General features: G+C 70.6%; 13 protein-coding genes, 2 tRNA genes and 2 pseudogenes. 9 read left to right on the top strand and 8 right to left on the bottom strand.

From position 1 onward, the window contains the following. Positions 1–5: 5 nt before the first annotated feature. The 5 genes and pseudogenes from IPQ09_25425 to IPQ09_25405 form a co-directional block, all read right to left on the bottom strand. Positions 6–680, bottom strand: a complete 675-nt coding sequence (locus IPQ09_25425; protein ID MBL0197500.1) for a carbonic anhydrase — start codon at positions 678–680, stop codon at positions 6–8. A 76-nt stretch (positions 681–756) separates the two neighbouring features. Then, entirely contained in the window at positions 757–1,260 is a 504-nt protein-coding gene (locus IPQ09_25420; GenBank protein MBL0197499.1) for a hypothetical protein, read from the bottom strand. A 218-nt stretch (positions 1,261–1,478) separates the two neighbouring features. Then, a pseudogene (locus tag IPQ09_25415) lies at positions 1,479–3,502 on the bottom strand (FAD-dependent oxidoreductase). A 238-nt stretch (positions 3,503–3,740) separates the two neighbouring features. Next, a tRNA-Arg gene (locus IPQ09_25410) sits at positions 3,741–3,821 on the bottom strand. Positions 3,822–4,211: 390 nt separating this feature from the next. Next, entirely contained in the window at positions 4,212–4,388 is a 177-nt protein-coding gene (locus IPQ09_25405) for a hypothetical protein (GenBank protein ID MBL0197498.1), read from the bottom strand. Positions 4,389–4,445: 57 nt separating this feature from the next. Between IPQ09_25405 and IPQ09_25400 the strand changes: the two are divergent. Then, a pseudogene (locus IPQ09_25400) lies at positions 4,446–5,339 on the top strand (site-specific integrase). A gap of 108 nt (positions 5,340–5,447) precedes the next feature. Here the strand turns inward: IPQ09_25400 and IPQ09_25395 are convergent. Next, positions 5,448–5,521, bottom strand: a tRNA-Arg gene (locus IPQ09_25395). A 147-nt stretch (positions 5,522–5,668) separates the two neighbouring features. After that, on the bottom strand, positions 5,669–6,112 hold the full coding sequence (locus tag IPQ09_25390) for a YXWGXW repeat-containing protein (GenBank protein MBL0197497.1): 444 nt from the start codon (positions 6,110–6,112) through the stop codon (positions 5,669–5,671). Positions 6,113–6,305: 193 nt separating this feature from the next. Here IPQ09_25390 and IPQ09_25385 point away from each other — a divergent pair, with 193 nt between their 5' ends. From IPQ09_25385 to IPQ09_25350, 8 genes are all read left to right on the top strand, one after another. Then, positions 6,306–7,448, top strand: a complete 1,143-nt coding sequence (locus IPQ09_25385) for a UTP--glucose-1-phosphate uridylyltransferase (GenBank protein ID MBL0197496.1) — start codon at positions 6,306–6,308, stop codon at positions 7,446–7,448. Positions 7,449–7,502: 54 nt separating this feature from the next. Next, positions 7,503–7,946, top strand: coding sequence for a hypothetical protein (locus tag IPQ09_25380; protein MBL0197495.1), 444 nt, complete (start codon positions 7,503–7,505; stop codon positions 7,944–7,946). A gap of 98 nt (positions 7,947–8,044) precedes the next feature. After that, complete coding sequence (gene sppA / locus IPQ09_25375; protein MBL0197494.1) at positions 8,045–10,738, top strand: signal peptide peptidase SppA; 2,694 nt, start codon at positions 8,045–8,047, stop codon at positions 10,736–10,738. Between the two features lie 20 nt (positions 10,739–10,758). After that, a complete protein-coding gene (locus IPQ09_25370) occupies positions 10,759–11,445 on the top strand; it encodes a TetR/AcrR family transcriptional regulator (protein MBL0197493.1) in 687 nt (228 codons plus the stop codon). Positions 11,446–11,514: 69 nt separating this feature from the next. Continuing rightward, positions 11,515–11,847 (top strand): hypothetical protein, encoded by a 333-nt coding sequence (locus IPQ09_25365; protein MBL0197492.1) that lies wholly within the window; start codon positions 11,515–11,517, stop codon positions 11,845–11,847. Continuing rightward, positions 11,844–12,089, top strand: a complete 246-nt coding sequence (locus IPQ09_25360) for a hypothetical protein (protein ID MBL0197491.1) — start codon at positions 11,844–11,846, stop codon at positions 12,087–12,089. The genes IPQ09_25365 and IPQ09_25360 overlap by 4 nt, the downstream gene beginning before the upstream one ends. Before the next feature lie 92 nt (positions 12,090–12,181). Further along, positions 12,182–13,831: a VCBS repeat-containing protein gene (locus tag IPQ09_25355; protein ID MBL0197490.1), complete on the top strand. Its 1,650-nt coding sequence runs from the start codon at positions 12,182–12,184 to the stop codon at positions 13,829–13,831. Beyond that, complete coding sequence (locus IPQ09_25350; GenBank protein ID MBL0197489.1) at positions 13,740–14,057, top strand: ASPIC/UnbV domain-containing protein; 318 nt, start codon at positions 13,740–13,742, stop codon at positions 14,055–14,057. The genes IPQ09_25355 and IPQ09_25350 overlap by 92 nt, the downstream gene beginning before the upstream one ends. Here the strand turns inward: IPQ09_25350 and IPQ09_25345 are convergent. After that, positions 14,030–14,497 carry a hypothetical protein gene (locus tag IPQ09_25345; protein ID MBL0197488.1) on the bottom strand — a complete coding sequence of 156 codons (468 nt, stop codon included), beginning with the start codon at positions 14,495–14,497 and terminating at the stop codon, positions 14,030–14,032. The genes IPQ09_25350 and IPQ09_25345 overlap by 28 nt on opposite strands. Positions 14,498–14,649: the final 152 nt, after the last annotated feature.

Below are 14,649 nucleotides of genomic sequence, written 5' to 3'. Positions count from 1 at the left end.
GACGGTCAAATCGAGTGGATGGGCGCGATTGAGCGGGCCGCCGTGCTGGCCGGGCCGACCAGCTCCTCCGTGAGCGCGAAGAACTGCTCGGCGTCGGTGTCGTAGGCGAACACGTCGCCGGTCTCGATCTTGTAGACCCAGCCGTGCAGGCCGAGATCCCCTTTGGCGAGGCGCGCGGCGACCGCAGGCATCGTGCGAAGGTTCTCGATTTGCACGAGCACGTTCTCCTCGATCGCCGCAGTGAGGAGGGGCTCGCCCTCGAGGTCGGCGTAGCACTTGGCGACGATCTGGCGGGTCTCCTCGGCGTAGTCGAGCCACGCGCGCATGGCGGGCAGCTCGGCGGTGCTCGAGGGGTCGAGGAGCGCGCCGATCGCCCCGCAGTGGGAGTGCCCGCACACGATGATGTCCTCGACCTCCAGGACCGCGACGGCGTACTCGACCGTCGCGGCCTCGCCGTTCAGCGGGGCGCCGCTCGGGGGAACGATGTTGCCCGCGTTGCGCAAGATGAAGAGCTCGCCGGGGTGCGTCCCGGTCAGCAGGTTCGGGTTCACTCGGGAGTCCGAGCACGTGATGAACAGCGTGTCCGGGTGCTGCCCCCTCGCGAGCCGCTCGAACATCGCTCGCTCGGAGCGGAACACGTTCTTCTGGAAGTGGTGGATGCCTCGGACGAGCTTCTGCATGATCCTCCTGCTGCGCGGCCGCCAGGCTACCACCCCCCGATCCGCGAGCTTGGCCCTTCGTCGCCGCCTCGTCGGGCTACTCGCTCGAGCTCACGGCGTCGCGGAGCAGCGCGTCCTTTTTCCGCTCGAGGTCGGCCACCATGCGCTCGTAGGCCTCTTGCGAGAGCACTGTCTCGCGCGCGGCCATCTCGTCGAGGAACGTGTCGGAGATCCGGTCGATGCGCGCGCGGGTCTCCTGCATGCGGTGGGCCCACTCCTCCTCCATCACCTCGAGCGGCACGGCGTCGGGCAGGGCGAGCTCGGCGCGAATGCGCATGAGGAGCGAGTGCTCCTGGGGCGAGCAGCGGCCGTCCACGTTGGCCATCGCCACGGCGGCGCGGAACGTCAGCTCCCGGGCCTCGTCGGAGCGCAGAGCGGCGAGCGAGGCCGGCAGATCGACGCGCTCGTCCGGGCGCACGCGGACGTTGAGCTGGCTCCCGATGCCGGAGAGCAGGTGCCGTTCGTCGTGGTCGACGTCTCCGTCGACTTGTGCGACGGCCAGGAGAACGCGGAGGCTGGCGCGAAGTTCTACAGGGTCCATGGCCGGAGTCTAGCCACGGCAGAGCTTGAGCGCCCGCGCGGAAAACGCGCTTCCGATCAGCGACCGCCGGCCACGTAGCGTGGGCTCCCGGCGACGAACGTGCGGAGGGTCCCGCGGTGGAGCCCCGGCGCGAGCCCCATGGCGTTCGCGCTGGCGGGCGTGCCGCCAGGGGTCGCTCTCCGGAGCCCGGCGTCGTACACCGGCGGCTCGGCCGCGTCTCAGAGCGCCGCGCCGACCCGCGCGCCCTCCAGGATGGCGCGCCGCGCGTCGAGGCTCCCCCGCGAGCTTCGCGCCGCCGATGACGTGCACGTTCGCCCGCCCGATGCGCTCGCCCTCGGAGGCAGAGAGCCCGCGAGCTCGCGCGGACTCTGGCCCGCGCAGAGCACCACGTGATCCACGTCGAGCACCTGCGGCACGCCGCCGACCTTCACGTGGAGGCCGCGATCGTCGATCGCGACGTACTCGACGTCGGCCAGCATGTGCACGCCGTAGGCCTTCAGGAGCAGGCGGTGGCCCAGCCGGTGGTCTTGCCAGGGCCAGCCCCCATCTTCTTGTCGCCGGCCCGCCGCTGGAGCAGCCACACCTCGCGCGGCGCCTCGTGCGGCGCGGCCTTCGCGAGGCCGCCGACCGCCTCTCCGCTGAGGTCGATCCCCCACTGCGTGGCGTAGTGCGTGACCGAGGCGCGCCCCTTCTCGAGGAGGTAGGCGCACACGTCGACGCCCACGCCGCCGGCGCCGATCACGGCCACGCGCCGCCCCGCCTCGACCTTGCCCGAGAGGAGATCGGGGTAGCTCACGACCTTGGGGTGCTTCACGCCGTCGAGCCGCGGAACGCGCGGCACGACGCCCGTGGCCACGACGACCTCGTCGTAGCCCCCGAGCTCGGCGCGCGTCGCGCGCGTGCCGGTGCGCACCTCCACGCCGGTCTTCCTGAGCTCGGTCTCGAAGTAGCGAATCGTCTCGGAGAACTCCTCCTTGCCAGGCACGCGCGCGGCGAGCCGGAACTGGCCGCCGATGGAGCCCTCCGCCTCGAAGAGCGTGACCGCGTGGCCTCGCTTCGCGAGCACCGTGGCGGCCGAGAGCCCGGCCATGCCCGCGCCCACGACCGCGATTTTCTTCGGGTTCTTGGCGCGCAGGTAGACAAGCTCCGTCTCGTAGCCGCCGCGCGGGTTCACGAGGCAGGTGGCGCGCTTGCCTTGGAAGGTGAGGTCGAGGCAGCCCTGGTTGCACGCGATGCACGTGTTGATGGCCTCGGGCTCGCCCGCCGCCGCCTTGTTCACGAAGTCAGCGTCGGCGAGCAGCGGCCGAGCCATCGAGACGAGATCGGCGTCGCCCGCCGCCAGGAGGTCCTCGGCGTCCTCCGGGGTGTTGATGCGGTTCGACGCGATGACCGGGATGTCGAGCTCGGCGCGCATCTTCGCGGTGAGCGCGCGGAACGCCGCGCGAGGCACCTGCGTGGCGATGGTGGGGATCCGCGCCTCGTGCCAGCCGATACCCGTGTTGAGGACGTCGGCGCCCGCCGCCGAGACCGCCTTGGCGATGGTGACGATGTCGGGCCACGCGTTGCCGCCCGGCACCAGATCGAGGAGCGACATGCGGTACACGATGAGAAAGTCGGGGCCCGTGGCCTCGCGCACGGCCCGCACGACCTCGACCGGGAGGCGCATGCGGTTCTCCACCGGGCCGCCGTACTCGTCGGTGCGCTCGTTGACGCGCGGGCAGGAGAACTGGCTCAGCAGATACCCCTCGGAGCCCATGATCTCGACGCCGTCGTACCCCGCGAGCTTGGCGAGGCGCGCGCACCGCGCGTAGTCACGCACGGTGGCTTTGATCTCGAAGCGCATCATCGCCCGCGGCTTGAACGGCGAGATGGGCGACTTCTTCGCCGACGACGACACGACGAACGGGTGGTAGCCGTAGCGCCCCGCGTGGAGGATCTGCATGGCGATCTTGCCGCCGTGCGCGTGCACGGCGCTCGTCACCTTGCGGTGGAAGTACACGTCGGCGCGGCGGTTCAGCGTGCCGCCGAACGGCAAGAGCCACCCCTGGCGGTTCGGGGAGATACCGCCGGTGATGATGAGCCCGACGCCGCCGCGCGCCCGCTCTTCAAAGTAAGCGGCGAGCTTCCCGTAGTTGAAGAACCGGTCCTCGAGGCCGGTGTGCATCGAGCCCATCACGACGCGGTTCTTGAGCGTCAGAGGGCCAAGATCGATGGGCGAGAGCAGGGTGGGGTACGCGGTCATGGCGCGCGCACCCTAGCAGGTCCTGCAGGTCGCTCGCCCCCCGGCCGGCGAGGCAAGGCGAGCGAGCAGACCCCTGGGAACTGCGGCAACGGGCTGTTCGCATCACCAGGGCGTGTGCGGGTGCGAGTCGGGCCGGACGCAGTGTTGCGACGGGACGACGAGCCCCACGTGTCAGTGCCGCGCGGGCGGCCTGTAGGTGGTCGCGAAGGGCCTCGCGCGGAATCCCATGAAGAAGCGGCACGCCCGGTAAGATTCGAACTTACGACATTCGGCTTCGAAGGCCGGTGAAAACGCGGGTATTATCGAGCTTTCTTCGCGCCGTGACACCTTGCTGACACTGGCCACCAAAGCGCTAGAAGCCGCTCGAGATGGGAGACCCGAAGCCCTGCGGAAGTGTGTCGAGGCGCTCGTGCTCGTGCGGGATGCTCTCGAGGTTCAGGACGCCCCCGACGAGCGGCCTGTAGCCTACCGCGACCGGAGCACGCGCCAGACGTAGAGGGTGCCCGTGGTCGTGTTCAGCGACATCCGGACCACGTACGATGCCACGTACAGCCGGAGGGCGCCGAGACGTCGCCACGGACGACGCGGAGGTCACCCTTCGTTGTGCGCGCGAAGTGGTACACCGCCTCGGAGATGCGCGAGCCGCTGGTACGCCAGTGGAGCGCGAGAAGGTCGTGCTCGGCGGGAGGGTACCAGACAACGGTGAGACTCACTCCGCGGCAGACTCCGCACGGCGCCGCTCTTCGAGCTTGCGCACGATCTCCGCGTGAGGGATGCCGGGCGCAGTGGGGTCAACCTCCGCAAGCGCCGCGCGCTCCCATTCGGTCTCTTCCTCTCGGGGAGCCGCCGCGATGACGGCAAGGAATTCGGCGATGGTCGGGCTCATCCCTCCAGTCTGCCACGACGAGCGGGTGAAGGCGACCTGCCGAGCTGAACGGCCGTCATGACCGTGCACCGCCCCGACGTTGACCCACGACGCGCCCGCCGGCCTCGGGCGGCCCGATGGTCGCCCCGTGCGCGCGGAGGCCGGAGCGGGCGACGTGGGAGGTTCTTGCCGCGAGCGGTAAGTTGCGCGCCAACCCCGGCCGTCATGACCTCGGTTGCTTTTCGACGCGAACGACCGGCGGCGCCGGTTTCGCCGCGCCCACCCCAAAACCCCCGTGTTTCTGCTCGGGGCCGAGCGAAAACGTCGAGAAAAACGGTGGGGCCGAGTGAGCGGCCGCGCCCGAGGGAATCGTGCACCGCGACCTGTCGGCGCTTCGAAGGCGCGCCGCGGCCTCTGGAGTCAGGCCGCCTCGGTGCGGGCGGCGGGTTCGGACCACCACCCCGCGTCGATCCCGTCCTCGGAACCGGGCTCCGCTTGGGCGAGCTGTGTTGCCTGCACCTCGACGATCTCCACATCGGCGACGACGAGGAGCCTCACGTGGTCGTGCGGTTCGGGAGCTACGACCGCGACGCCGAGCGCTTCCGGTCACCCAAGGGCCGCCGCGGCGAGCAGAACGCGCGCCGCGTGCCGTTGTGGGGGCTCGCGCTCGACGCGGTACGGGCATGGCTTGACGGCCTCGACGTCTACGCCTCCCGGAACCCTCACGGCCTCGTGTTCCCGTCGGAGCGAGGCGCCGTGCGGCAACGCTGGCCACGCTCGTGGCCCGACGTCGTGCGCGCCTACGGGGTGGTTCCGCGCCTCGGCCGCCGCGTGTGGTGGCACCTGCTACGCCACACCGCGGCGTCAACGATGGTCTCAGGGTGGGATGGCATGCGCTGGTCCGTGGAGGACGTACAAAGGGTACTCGGCCACCGAGACATCCGCACCACCCAGCGTTACGCCCGGCTCGCACCCGACGCGATCCAGGCGGTCGCGATGCAGGCCGACGCCGCGTTTCGTGACACTTCGCGGAAGTGTCACGCCGAAGACCCCACCCTCACGAGCCCCTATAAAAAGCAGCACGCCCGGTGTGATTCGAACACACGACATTCGGCTTCGAAGGCCGACGCTCTATCCAGCTGAGCTACGGGCGCAAGCGGTTACGTTCCGACGGGTTACAGCGGCGCGCGCGCGGCGTCAATCGTGCGCTGCGAGCCCAGCCGAAGCGGGTCCACGCGAGCGACCCCGTTTGGTCAAGGTGGATGACTACTTGCCCCGCCCGATCTGTCGGGCGCGACGATTCACCGGTCGCGCCCGCGGCGCCGCCCGCGCGACCACCCGCCGCCCTCGTAGAGGTACTGGCCGCCCTCTTGGAAATAGCGCGGCGCGACCCAGCTCGCGCCCGGCGGCGCGGCGTCCCAGTGGCCCGGAATCCATGCATAGTGCATGCCCGTCCAGTGCCAGTAGCCACCGACCCACGCGGTGCGAGTGCGACTGGGCGGCGGCGCGGGGCGGGGCTCGTCGAGCGGCGCGGGCGGGGGCCCGCTCACCACCACGCCGCGCGCGGGCGCGGACGGCGCGGTCGCCACACACGCGGGCATCGCCACAAGGGCAAACGCGCCCGCGACCGTGAAGCGGAGCCACGACGCCGCGCGATGCGGGGCGATCGCGTTGTGGTGCGTGCGGTGCGTGCGGTGCGTGCGGTGCGTGCGGTGCGTGCGGTGCGTGCGGTGCGTGATGCCCATCTCCCTGCTCCGTCCCTGATTCTACGCCCTACGAGTGAACACCTTCCCGGGCCGTCGCGCCAACCCTGCGTCACATTTGTCGCCTCTTCTCGCACCTCTTCTCGCACCTCTTCTCGCACCTCTTCTCGCACCTCTTTTCTCACCTCCGCCGCGAAAATGGCGCGACACTGCGCCCATGACCGCAGCCGCTCTCGTGTCCGATCTCGCGTCTGACCTCGCGGGGCTCGACCCGCAGCTCAGGGCCCGCCTCGACGCGGCGGGCTTCCGCGACGCCCGCCTCGTCGAGCTCGCCGCCGGCCTCGCCGACAAGGCCGCCCTCTTCGCGAAGAACCGCCTGACCGGCGACGTGACCCCGCCGCGCGACGCGGAGCTCCTGTCGTTGCCCGAGGCCGGCAGCGCCGAGGCGGAGCGCCTCGGCGCCCTCGGGCGAGCGGCGATCGACCGAGGCGAGCTCGCGTTCTGCGTCCTCGCCGGCGGCATGGCGACCCGCATGGGCGGCGTCGTGAAGGCGCTCGTCGAGGCCTTCGACGGCCGCACGTTCCTCGACCTGCGGCTCGCGGAGAACGCGAGCGCCGGCGCGAAGGCCAAGGCGCCGATCCCACTTTGGCTCATGACGAGCGAGGCCACCGACGGCGGCATTCGCGAGGCGCTCCGCGCGCGCAGCGCCCCCGATCACGTCCACCAGTTCACCCAGGACCTGGGCCTCCGCCTCGCGCCCGAGGGTGGCCTGTTTCGCCAGGACGACGGCGATCCCAGCGCGTACGCGACCGGCCACGGCGATCTCGTCGACGCGCTACGGCGCACGCCGCTGCTCGACCAGTTCCTCGCGCGCGGCGGCGAGGGCCCGAAGACCGTGTGGATCGCGAACCTCGACAACCTCGGCGCGTCGATCGATCCGGTCGTGCTCGGGCGCTTCCTCGAGTCGAAGAAGCAGGTGATGGTGGAGGTCTGCCAGAAGGCCCCCGGCGATCGCGGCGGCGTCCCCGTGCACGCGCACGGCAAGCTGCAGGTGGTCGAGGAGTTCCGCCTGCCGGCGGGCTTCGACGGCGCCTCGGTGCCCGTCTTCAATACGAACACCTTCCTCGTGTCGGCCGAGGCCCTCGCGACCGCGAACATCCCGTGGACCTACTTCGCCGTCGAGAAGAAGGTGCAGGGGCGCGTCGCCATCCAGTTCGAGAGGCTCCTCCAGGAGCTCACCTCCGCCCTCGACGCGGGCTACGTGGTCGTGCCGCGCGACGGCGCTGCTTCGCGCTTTCTGCCCGTGAAGGATCACGACGAGCTCGCGCGCCGCCGCTCCGAAATCCAGGAAGTCGCGCGCGCTCGGGGTATGTTGTAACCACGGTGGCAGGTGCACGCCGCTGCGACCCGCCACGAAAGCGCAAGGAATGACGTGCAGTTCGAGATAACCCACGAGTTCGACATCCCTCTCGATGCGCTCGAGCTCGCGTTCCTCTCGCCCGACCTCGGGGCGAAGCTCTCGGCCCGCCTGCCGCACATCGAGGCCCTCACGCAGCTCACGCACAAGGTCGACGTCGATCGCCTCGAGCGCGTGTGGTCGTTCCGCGCCAACGTGAAGATCCCGCGTTCGCTCAGAAGTACGTCACCCCGGAGATGTGCGCGTGGGAAGAGACCACCGTACGACATTCGCCGGCACGCCGCCTCGTGGCGCTTGAAGGCGAACGTGAAGCCCGAGTGGCAGAAGTACTTCGCGTCGAGCGGCAGCTACCTCCTCGAGCCGCTGGAGACCGGGCGCACGCGCCGCACCGTGCGAGGCACGCTCGACCTCAACGTGTCGCTCGCCCGGGGCGTCGCCGAGAAGCCTGTCTTCTCCTGAGCTCGTGAAGAAGACCTTCGAGGCCGAGGCGGCGGCGCTGCGCGAGCTGGCCACGCTCGGCTGAATCGCCCGCACGCCGCACGCCGGCAAGGAGTCTCGTGAAGCGCCCAACCCTGAAGTCACGCTCCCCACGCACGTCTGGCAGGTCCCGCACGTCACGCAGGTCACGCCTCGTGGCCCTGGCCGCGGGCGCCCAGCTCGCGCTCGTCGCGTCGACCGGCCTCGCGCACGCCGAGCCGTTCCCCGCGAGAGGCGAGCGCGTGTTCTCCCCGGGCCGCAGCGCCGCGAGCGAGGACTCCGGCGAGGCCCTGGTGCTGAACCCCGCGAACCTGGGGTTCCTCACCGGGAAAGAGCTCCGCTGGACCGGCGTGCGCTGCACCGACACGCAGCGGGTCGCGTGTGGCCACTCGTTCGATCTCTCCACGCCCGTCATGTGGGGCCTCGGGGCGGGTTTCCGTGTAGACTACATCTCTCCGCCGAGCACCGCGGGTGGGCCTTATTTCGGGCAAGACTACGTGTGGCTCACGTGGGGCCTCGGCTACAGCGTGTCGCGCTCGCTCTCCTTCGGCGCCACCCTCCAGACCTCGTTCTCGCCGAACCGCAACGTGGGTGGCATCGTCGCGCTGAGCGCCGGAGTCTCGTACCGACCCAGCCCTCGCCTCGCGTTCGGCCTCGTCGCGCACGACTTCAACGGGCCGGCGAGCTTCCCCCTGCAGACCGGCACGTCGCGAACGCTCCTGCCGGTGCTCGATCGCCAGTACGTGGCCGCCGCGTCCTTCCGCCCCACGGGCACGCGCGCGTTCGAGATCGGCGCCGAGGTGCGCTACTACGACGGCGCCGACCAGGCGCGGCCCCGCGCGGTGCTGGGGGTCGACATCCCCGGCGTGGGTCGCGCGCGCGGCGACGTGGAGGTGGGCAACCTGAGCCAGAGCGATCCGGCCTACCTCGCGACGCTCGGCCTCGAGCTCAACCTGCGCGGCGCGTCGCTCGGCGGCGGCGCCATCGTCGGCAACGCCCTCGGCAGGACCACCGACACCGGCCAGTACCTCACCGCCGGGCTCGCCGACTTCGACAGCCCCGCGAGCATCCCGCGGAGCGGTCACGCCGTGACGTTGCGCCTCGAGGCGACCCCCGGCACCCGCAGCCACGTGCGCCTGCTCCGGCGCCTTTGGCGGCTCTCGGAGCGCGCGGACATCGAGGCCGTCACGCTGCTCCTCCGGGACGAGCCCGCCACGTCGTTCGCCCACGCCGAAGAGCTCGCCGACGCGTTCCGCCTCCTCCGCGCGCGCGGCAAGAAGGTCGTGTGCAGCTTCGAGACCGCGGGACCGAAGGGCCTCTTCGCGTGCGCGAGCGCCGACCGCGTCGTGCTGAACCCGGCGGGCGGCGTGCGCTACTCCGGGCTCAAGAGCACGCACATCTACCTCGCCGGGCTCCTCGACAAGATCGGCGTGAAGGCCGAGTTCGTCCGCATCGGCGCGCACAAGTCCGCGCCCGAGCAGCTCATGAACCGCTCGGCGAGCGACGTGGCGCGCGCCGACCAGGAGGACCTGCTCCGCAACAACGAGGCCGTGTTCGTCCGGAACATGTCGCTCTACAGGCACATGCCGGAGGCGCAGATCCGCGAGGTCACGCGCAAGGGGCCGTTCGTCGCCGTCGAGGCGCGCGACGCGAAGCTCGTCGACACGCTCGCCTTCGACGACGAGCTCGACCGGGTCACGCAGGACGTCGTCGGCCGCAAGGTCGCCGTCGAGAAATACGTCGAAGAGGCGGTCGCGCCGCTCCGCTTCGGCCAGCGGAACAAGGTCGGCCTGCTCTACGTCGACGGCGACATGATCGACGGCCGCTCGAGCACGGTGCCGCTGCTCGGCATGAAGCTCTGCGGCAGCTACACCATCGCCGAGAGCGCCAAGCGCCTCCGCGAGGACTCGAGCGTGCGCGCCGTGGTGCTGCGCGTCGAGACGCCCGGCGGCTCTTCGCTCGCGGCCGACGTCATGTGGCGAGAGCTGCGGCTCCTCGCGCAGAAGAAGCCGCTCATCGTGTCGATGGGCTCCATCGCCGCGAGCGGTGGGTACTACGTCGCGGCGGCCGGCACGAAGATCTACGCGTTGCCGCTCACGGTGACCGGGAGCATCGGCATCTTCTACGGCAAGGCCGACGTGAGCGGCCTGCTCGCCAAGCTCGGCGTGAACGTCGAGGTGCGAAAGACCACGCCGCGCGCCGACGCCGAGTCGTTCTTCCGCGGCTTCACCCCCGACGAGCGCACGGAGCTCGATCGCAAAGTGGGGCAGTTCTACGACGTGTTCGTCGACCGCGTCTCGCAGGGTCGCAAGCTCACGCGCGAGCAGGTGGACGCCGTCGGGCAAGGGCGCGTGTGGGCGGGGCAGGCGCTCGACAAGAAGCTCGTCGACGAGATGGGGCCTCCGCCACGCGCTCGAGCACGCGCGCAAGGCCGCGAACCTCCCGGAGGACGCGCCGATCCAAGAGGAGCCGCCCGTCACCAAGTCGCTGCTCGAGACGGCGCTCGAGCTCGCCGGCTACGCCCGAGGCCCGATGGTGATCGACGGCCTCCCGGTGCAGGTCAAAGACGTGGTGCGGGCCGTGGCGCCCATGGCCGTGTACGCCGACAGCGTGCCGCTCGCGCGCATGGAGTGGGAGACCCTCGGCGAGAACGGCGTCGACGACGACTGAGCGCGGCCTCGCGCCGACCCTCCCGCGCCCTCCAGCCCCGCCCAGGACGCCCAATTTGGGAGCCCGACGAGGACCGTGCACGAGCGCCCTTGACGAAAGCGTGAACGTCATTTACTAAATGACCATGGTTTACGAAATGCCGAGCACCCCGCGAGCGCGTCGCCACGGCGACAACCAGCGGCGCATCCTCGACGCGGCCATGGGCATGGTCGAGCGCGAGGGCTTCGCGGGGCTCTCTATCCACAAGCTCGCGGCCGCGGTCGACTACACGCCGGGCGCGCTGTACCGCTACTTCGGCTCGAAGGACGCGCTCTACGCGCAGCTCGTGCTGCAGGCCCTGGCGGACGCCCGCGCTCACCTCGAGCGCGGCCGGGCGCGCCTCTCCCGGGACGCGTCGCCGCTCGCCGTGGTCTTCGCTTACGCGCGCTCCTACCGTGAGTTCGCGCGGGCCACCCCCGAGCGCTTTGGCCTGCTCGCCACCACCCTCGCCGATCCGCGGGTCCTCGTGGAGGACGACGGCGCCGCCGAGCCGATCATGGCGAGCATGATGGCGACGTTCCAGGGCGTGAGCGTCGCGCTCGCGGCGGCGAGCGAGGCGGGCGAGCTCGCCGCGGGCGATCACGTCGAGCGCACGCTCTGCCTGTTCGGCTTGGCGCAGGGCGTCCTGCAGATGGAGAAGCAGGCGAGCCGGGCGGCCGGCGCGATCGACACCGAGCGGCTCTTGCTCTCGGGCGTGCGCGCGCTGCTCGTGGGGTGGGGCGCTTCGCCCGACGCGGCCGACGCGGCCAGCTCCTCGACGTGCTCGACCTGAAAGAGCATCTTCCGCCGGACGCGCGGCCTCGAAGGCACGAAGAACAGCGAACACTGGGGAGTCACGACGATGAGCGAGCTTGGCAAGTCGGTGGTGTGGGCCTTCGTCGCGGCGCTCTCGGGGGCGCTCACGTGGACCTTCCTCGAGTACGTCATCCACCGCTGGCTCGGGCACGACAAGCGGTTCCGCAAGAACCCGTTCGCGGTCGAGCACATTCGCCACCACAGCCAGGGCGACTACTTCGCCCCCACGTGGAAGAAGCTGTGCGCTGGCGCCGCGGCGGGCTCGGTGGTCGCCGTCCCCGCGGTGGCGATCGCGGGCTCCGCGATTGGCCTCGCGTACACAGTGGGCTGCTCGCCTTCTACGGGGCGTATGAGGTGCTCCATAGGCTCGAGCACGTGACCGGCGGCGTGGGGCCCTACGCGCGCTGGGCGCGTCGGCACCACTTCACGCACCACTTCGTCGACGCGCGCTTCAACCACGGCGTCACCACCTCGCTCTGGTATCACGTGTTCGGCACCTACAAGGCTCCGTCGACCATTCGCGTCCCCCAACGCCTGTGCATGCGGTGGCTGAAGGACGCGAGCGGCCAGGTGCGAGCCGACTGGGCCGACACGTTCACCCTCGACTCGCCGAGGGTGTGACCGCCGCCCAGGAGCGGCCGTGAGCGCAAATTGAGACGTGCATGTCGCACGGATCCCGGTCACACCTGGCGTCGATGTCTCTCCTTCGCCACATGTCGGGTCCCCGCTTCTTCGTCGCCGCGGCGCTGCCGCTGCTCCCGCTCGTCCTCGCCCTCCCGGCAGGGTGCAGCGCTGCGACGACCCCCGGGGGCGGCGGCAGCACCACCGACGACGGGGGACCCGCGGTCGTGACGCCCGAGGGCACCGAGTGCGCGACCCGCGCGCTCGTCGCGCCCGCGCAGGACTACCTGAAAGACATCTCGGAGAAGAGCGGCATCCAGAAGGGCAACTTCGTGCCCACCCCCGCGACGCCCATCCCCATCAACGACCACAGCCGCCTCGCTTTGGTCGACGTCGACGGTGACGGTTGGGACGACGCGGTCATGCACTCGCTCTTCCCGAACCCGCAGAAGGGCATCCCGTTCGAGCACCTGGTCTTTCGCAACAAGCACGACGGCACGTTCGAGGACATCTCCGAGTCGTCGGGCCTGCGGGGAGTGCAGGCGGGCTTCCTCGCGTTCGCCGACGTCGACAACGACGGTGACCAAGACTGCTTCGCGGGCCTCGACATCGACCTCGCCGGGCAGACGAGCGTGGTGCTGTTGAACGACGGAAAAGGGCACTTCACGCCCAAGGCCGGGAGCGGCGTCGAGCGCGTGAAATACGTGGCGAACGCGGTGTTCGCCGACTTCGACAGCGACGGGAAGGTCGACCTCTTCCTCGGCAATGGTCACACGAGCTACTCGGCGAAGAACGCGCTCCTGCTCGGCAAGGGCGACGGCACCTTCACCGACGTGACGGGCGAGCGCCTCCCGGGCGTGCCGGCCCAGCCGACCGACGGGCTCGTGGCCTGCGACTACGACGACGACGGGGACCTCGACGTCTTCGTGTCGACCTACGGGGTGAGCGTCCGCTACGGGTGGAATCAGCTCTGGGAGAACGACGGCAAGGGCGCGTTCACGAACGTCGCGACGGAGCGCGGATTCGCGGCGCTGGCGACTGGCAACTACTACAACCCGCGCACCGGTAACGGGAAGGACCCGCAGCCCGTCACGCCCGACAAGATCGTGGGGAGCAACGGCTTCGGCATCGACTGCGCCGACATCACCGGCGACGGGCTCCCGGACGTGTGGCTCGCCACCATCAGCCACGCCGACGGTGCCGACGAGAGCCGGCTCTGGAGCGATCCGAGCCAGCTGCTCGTCAACAAGGGGAAAGACGCGGGCTTCGCGTTCGCCAACGAGTTTCTCTCGCGTGGGCTCCCTTACAACGAGGGCGACATCGACGCGGCGACCGTCGACTTCGACAACGACGGTCGGCTCGATCTCTCGGTCACGCGGACCGACAAATACGAGGCGAGCTTCTCCGATCCGCAGCAGAAGGGCTATTTCGGGCTCTTTCATCAGGGCGCGGACGGCGCGTTCACGAGCCTCGGCCTCACGTCGGGAGTGAACGACACGGCCCCGGCGGCAAGCGCGGCAAGGCCGGCCAGAACCTCGCCTGGGCCGACATCGACCACGACGGCGATCCCGATCTGCTCTTCGGCGCGCGCGATCAAGGGGGCGGCCGCGCGAACCTCCTCTTCGAGAACACCCTCGGCCAAGACAACACGTGGCTCGCGCTCCAGGTCCGCGGCGACGGCGCGAAGGTGCACGGCGACGCGTTCGGCACGAAGGTCACAGTCCGGGTGGGAGACCGCGTGATCGTGCGCGAGAAGAGTCGAGCCGAGGCACCTACGACAGCATCGACGGCAGCACGCTGCTCTTCGGCCTCGGCGGGGTCCCGGCCTGCGCGGCCGGGCGCAACGCCGCCACCCTCGAGATTCGCTGGCCCGACGGCACCGTCGACAAGTACGGCCGCGAGGCGTTCTCCCTGCGCAGCTACCTGCGGGCCACCTACGGTCAGAAGAAGCTCGAGCCGATCAAGTAGGCGCGGAGGCGCCGTCGCGGCGCGCCCTGCGCCGACCGAGCGCGCCGCCGGCGGCGGCGAACGGAGTGGCCAGGGCGAGCGGCGCCAAGAAGCCCGACACGCCCACGACGCCGAACGTGAGCCCGCCGATGACGATCCCCAAAGGCGACGCCGGCGATCGTGGCCCTCGCGAGGCCGAGGCCCTTGCCGAAACGGCCCACGAGGAAGCCTCCGGCCACGGCGGCGATGGCGAGCGCGAGCCCGTGCGGGATGGCGAGCATCAGCCCGACGCGCAGGCGATCCTGGGCAGACGCGTTCGCCAGGGAGCGCGCCGCCTCTTCGGCGCTGCCGACGTGGCCCACCGCGCGGAGGATGAGCGCGTCGGAGAGCTTTCTGGGCGACCGCCATGAGCGGGAGCCACGCGCCGAAGATGCCGACCGCTGAAGCGGACCCAGTGCCACGGCGGGCGATCCTTCCCGTCGGCGTCCGACGGCTCGGGCGCGGACTTCAGCACGGAGGCGGCGCTTGCTTGTCTGTGCTCGGCACGCTCCATGTGTATAGCAGGCGCAGCAGGCGCGCTGAGGAGACGAGCGCGCGCTCCAGCTTCGGAGCG

The sequence above is a fragment of the Myxococcales bacterium genome, assembly GCA_016720545.1.
Lineage (GTDB): Bacteria > Myxococcota_A > Polyangia > Polyangiales > Polyangiaceae > JAAFHV01.
Note: the sequence above shows the minus strand (reverse complement) of the source record. Positions and strands in the feature narration are given on the sequence as shown.

Bases quoted from the DNA above. Each gene is read 5' to 3' on its own strand.
- IPQ09_25365 (MBL0197492.1), top strand. From the start codon at position 11,515: ATGAGCGAGCTTGGCAAGTCGGTGGTGTGGGCCTTCGTCGCGGCGCTC.
- IPQ09_25355 (MBL0197490.1), top strand. From the start codon at position 12,182: ATGTCGGGTCCCCGCTTCTTCGTCGCCGCGGCGCTGCCGCTGCTCCCG.
- IPQ09_25390 (MBL0197497.1), bottom strand. From the start codon at position 6,112: ATGGGCATCACGCACCGCACGCACCGCACGCACCGCACGCACCGCACG.
- IPQ09_25420 (MBL0197499.1), bottom strand. From the start codon at position 1,260: ATGGACCCTGTAGAACTTCGCGCCAGCCTCCGCGTTCTCCTGGCCGTC.
- IPQ09_25370 (MBL0197493.1), top strand. From the start codon at position 10,759: ATGGTTTACGAAATGCCGAGCACCCCGCGAGCGCGTCGCCACGGCGAC.
- IPQ09_25405 (MBL0197498.1), bottom strand. From the start codon at position 4,388: ATGAGCCCGACCATCGCCGAATTCCTTGCCGTCATCGCGGCGGCTCCC.
- IPQ09_25425 (MBL0197500.1), bottom strand. From the start codon at position 680: ATGCAGAAGCTCGTCCGAGGCATCCACCACTTCCAGAAGAACGTGTTC.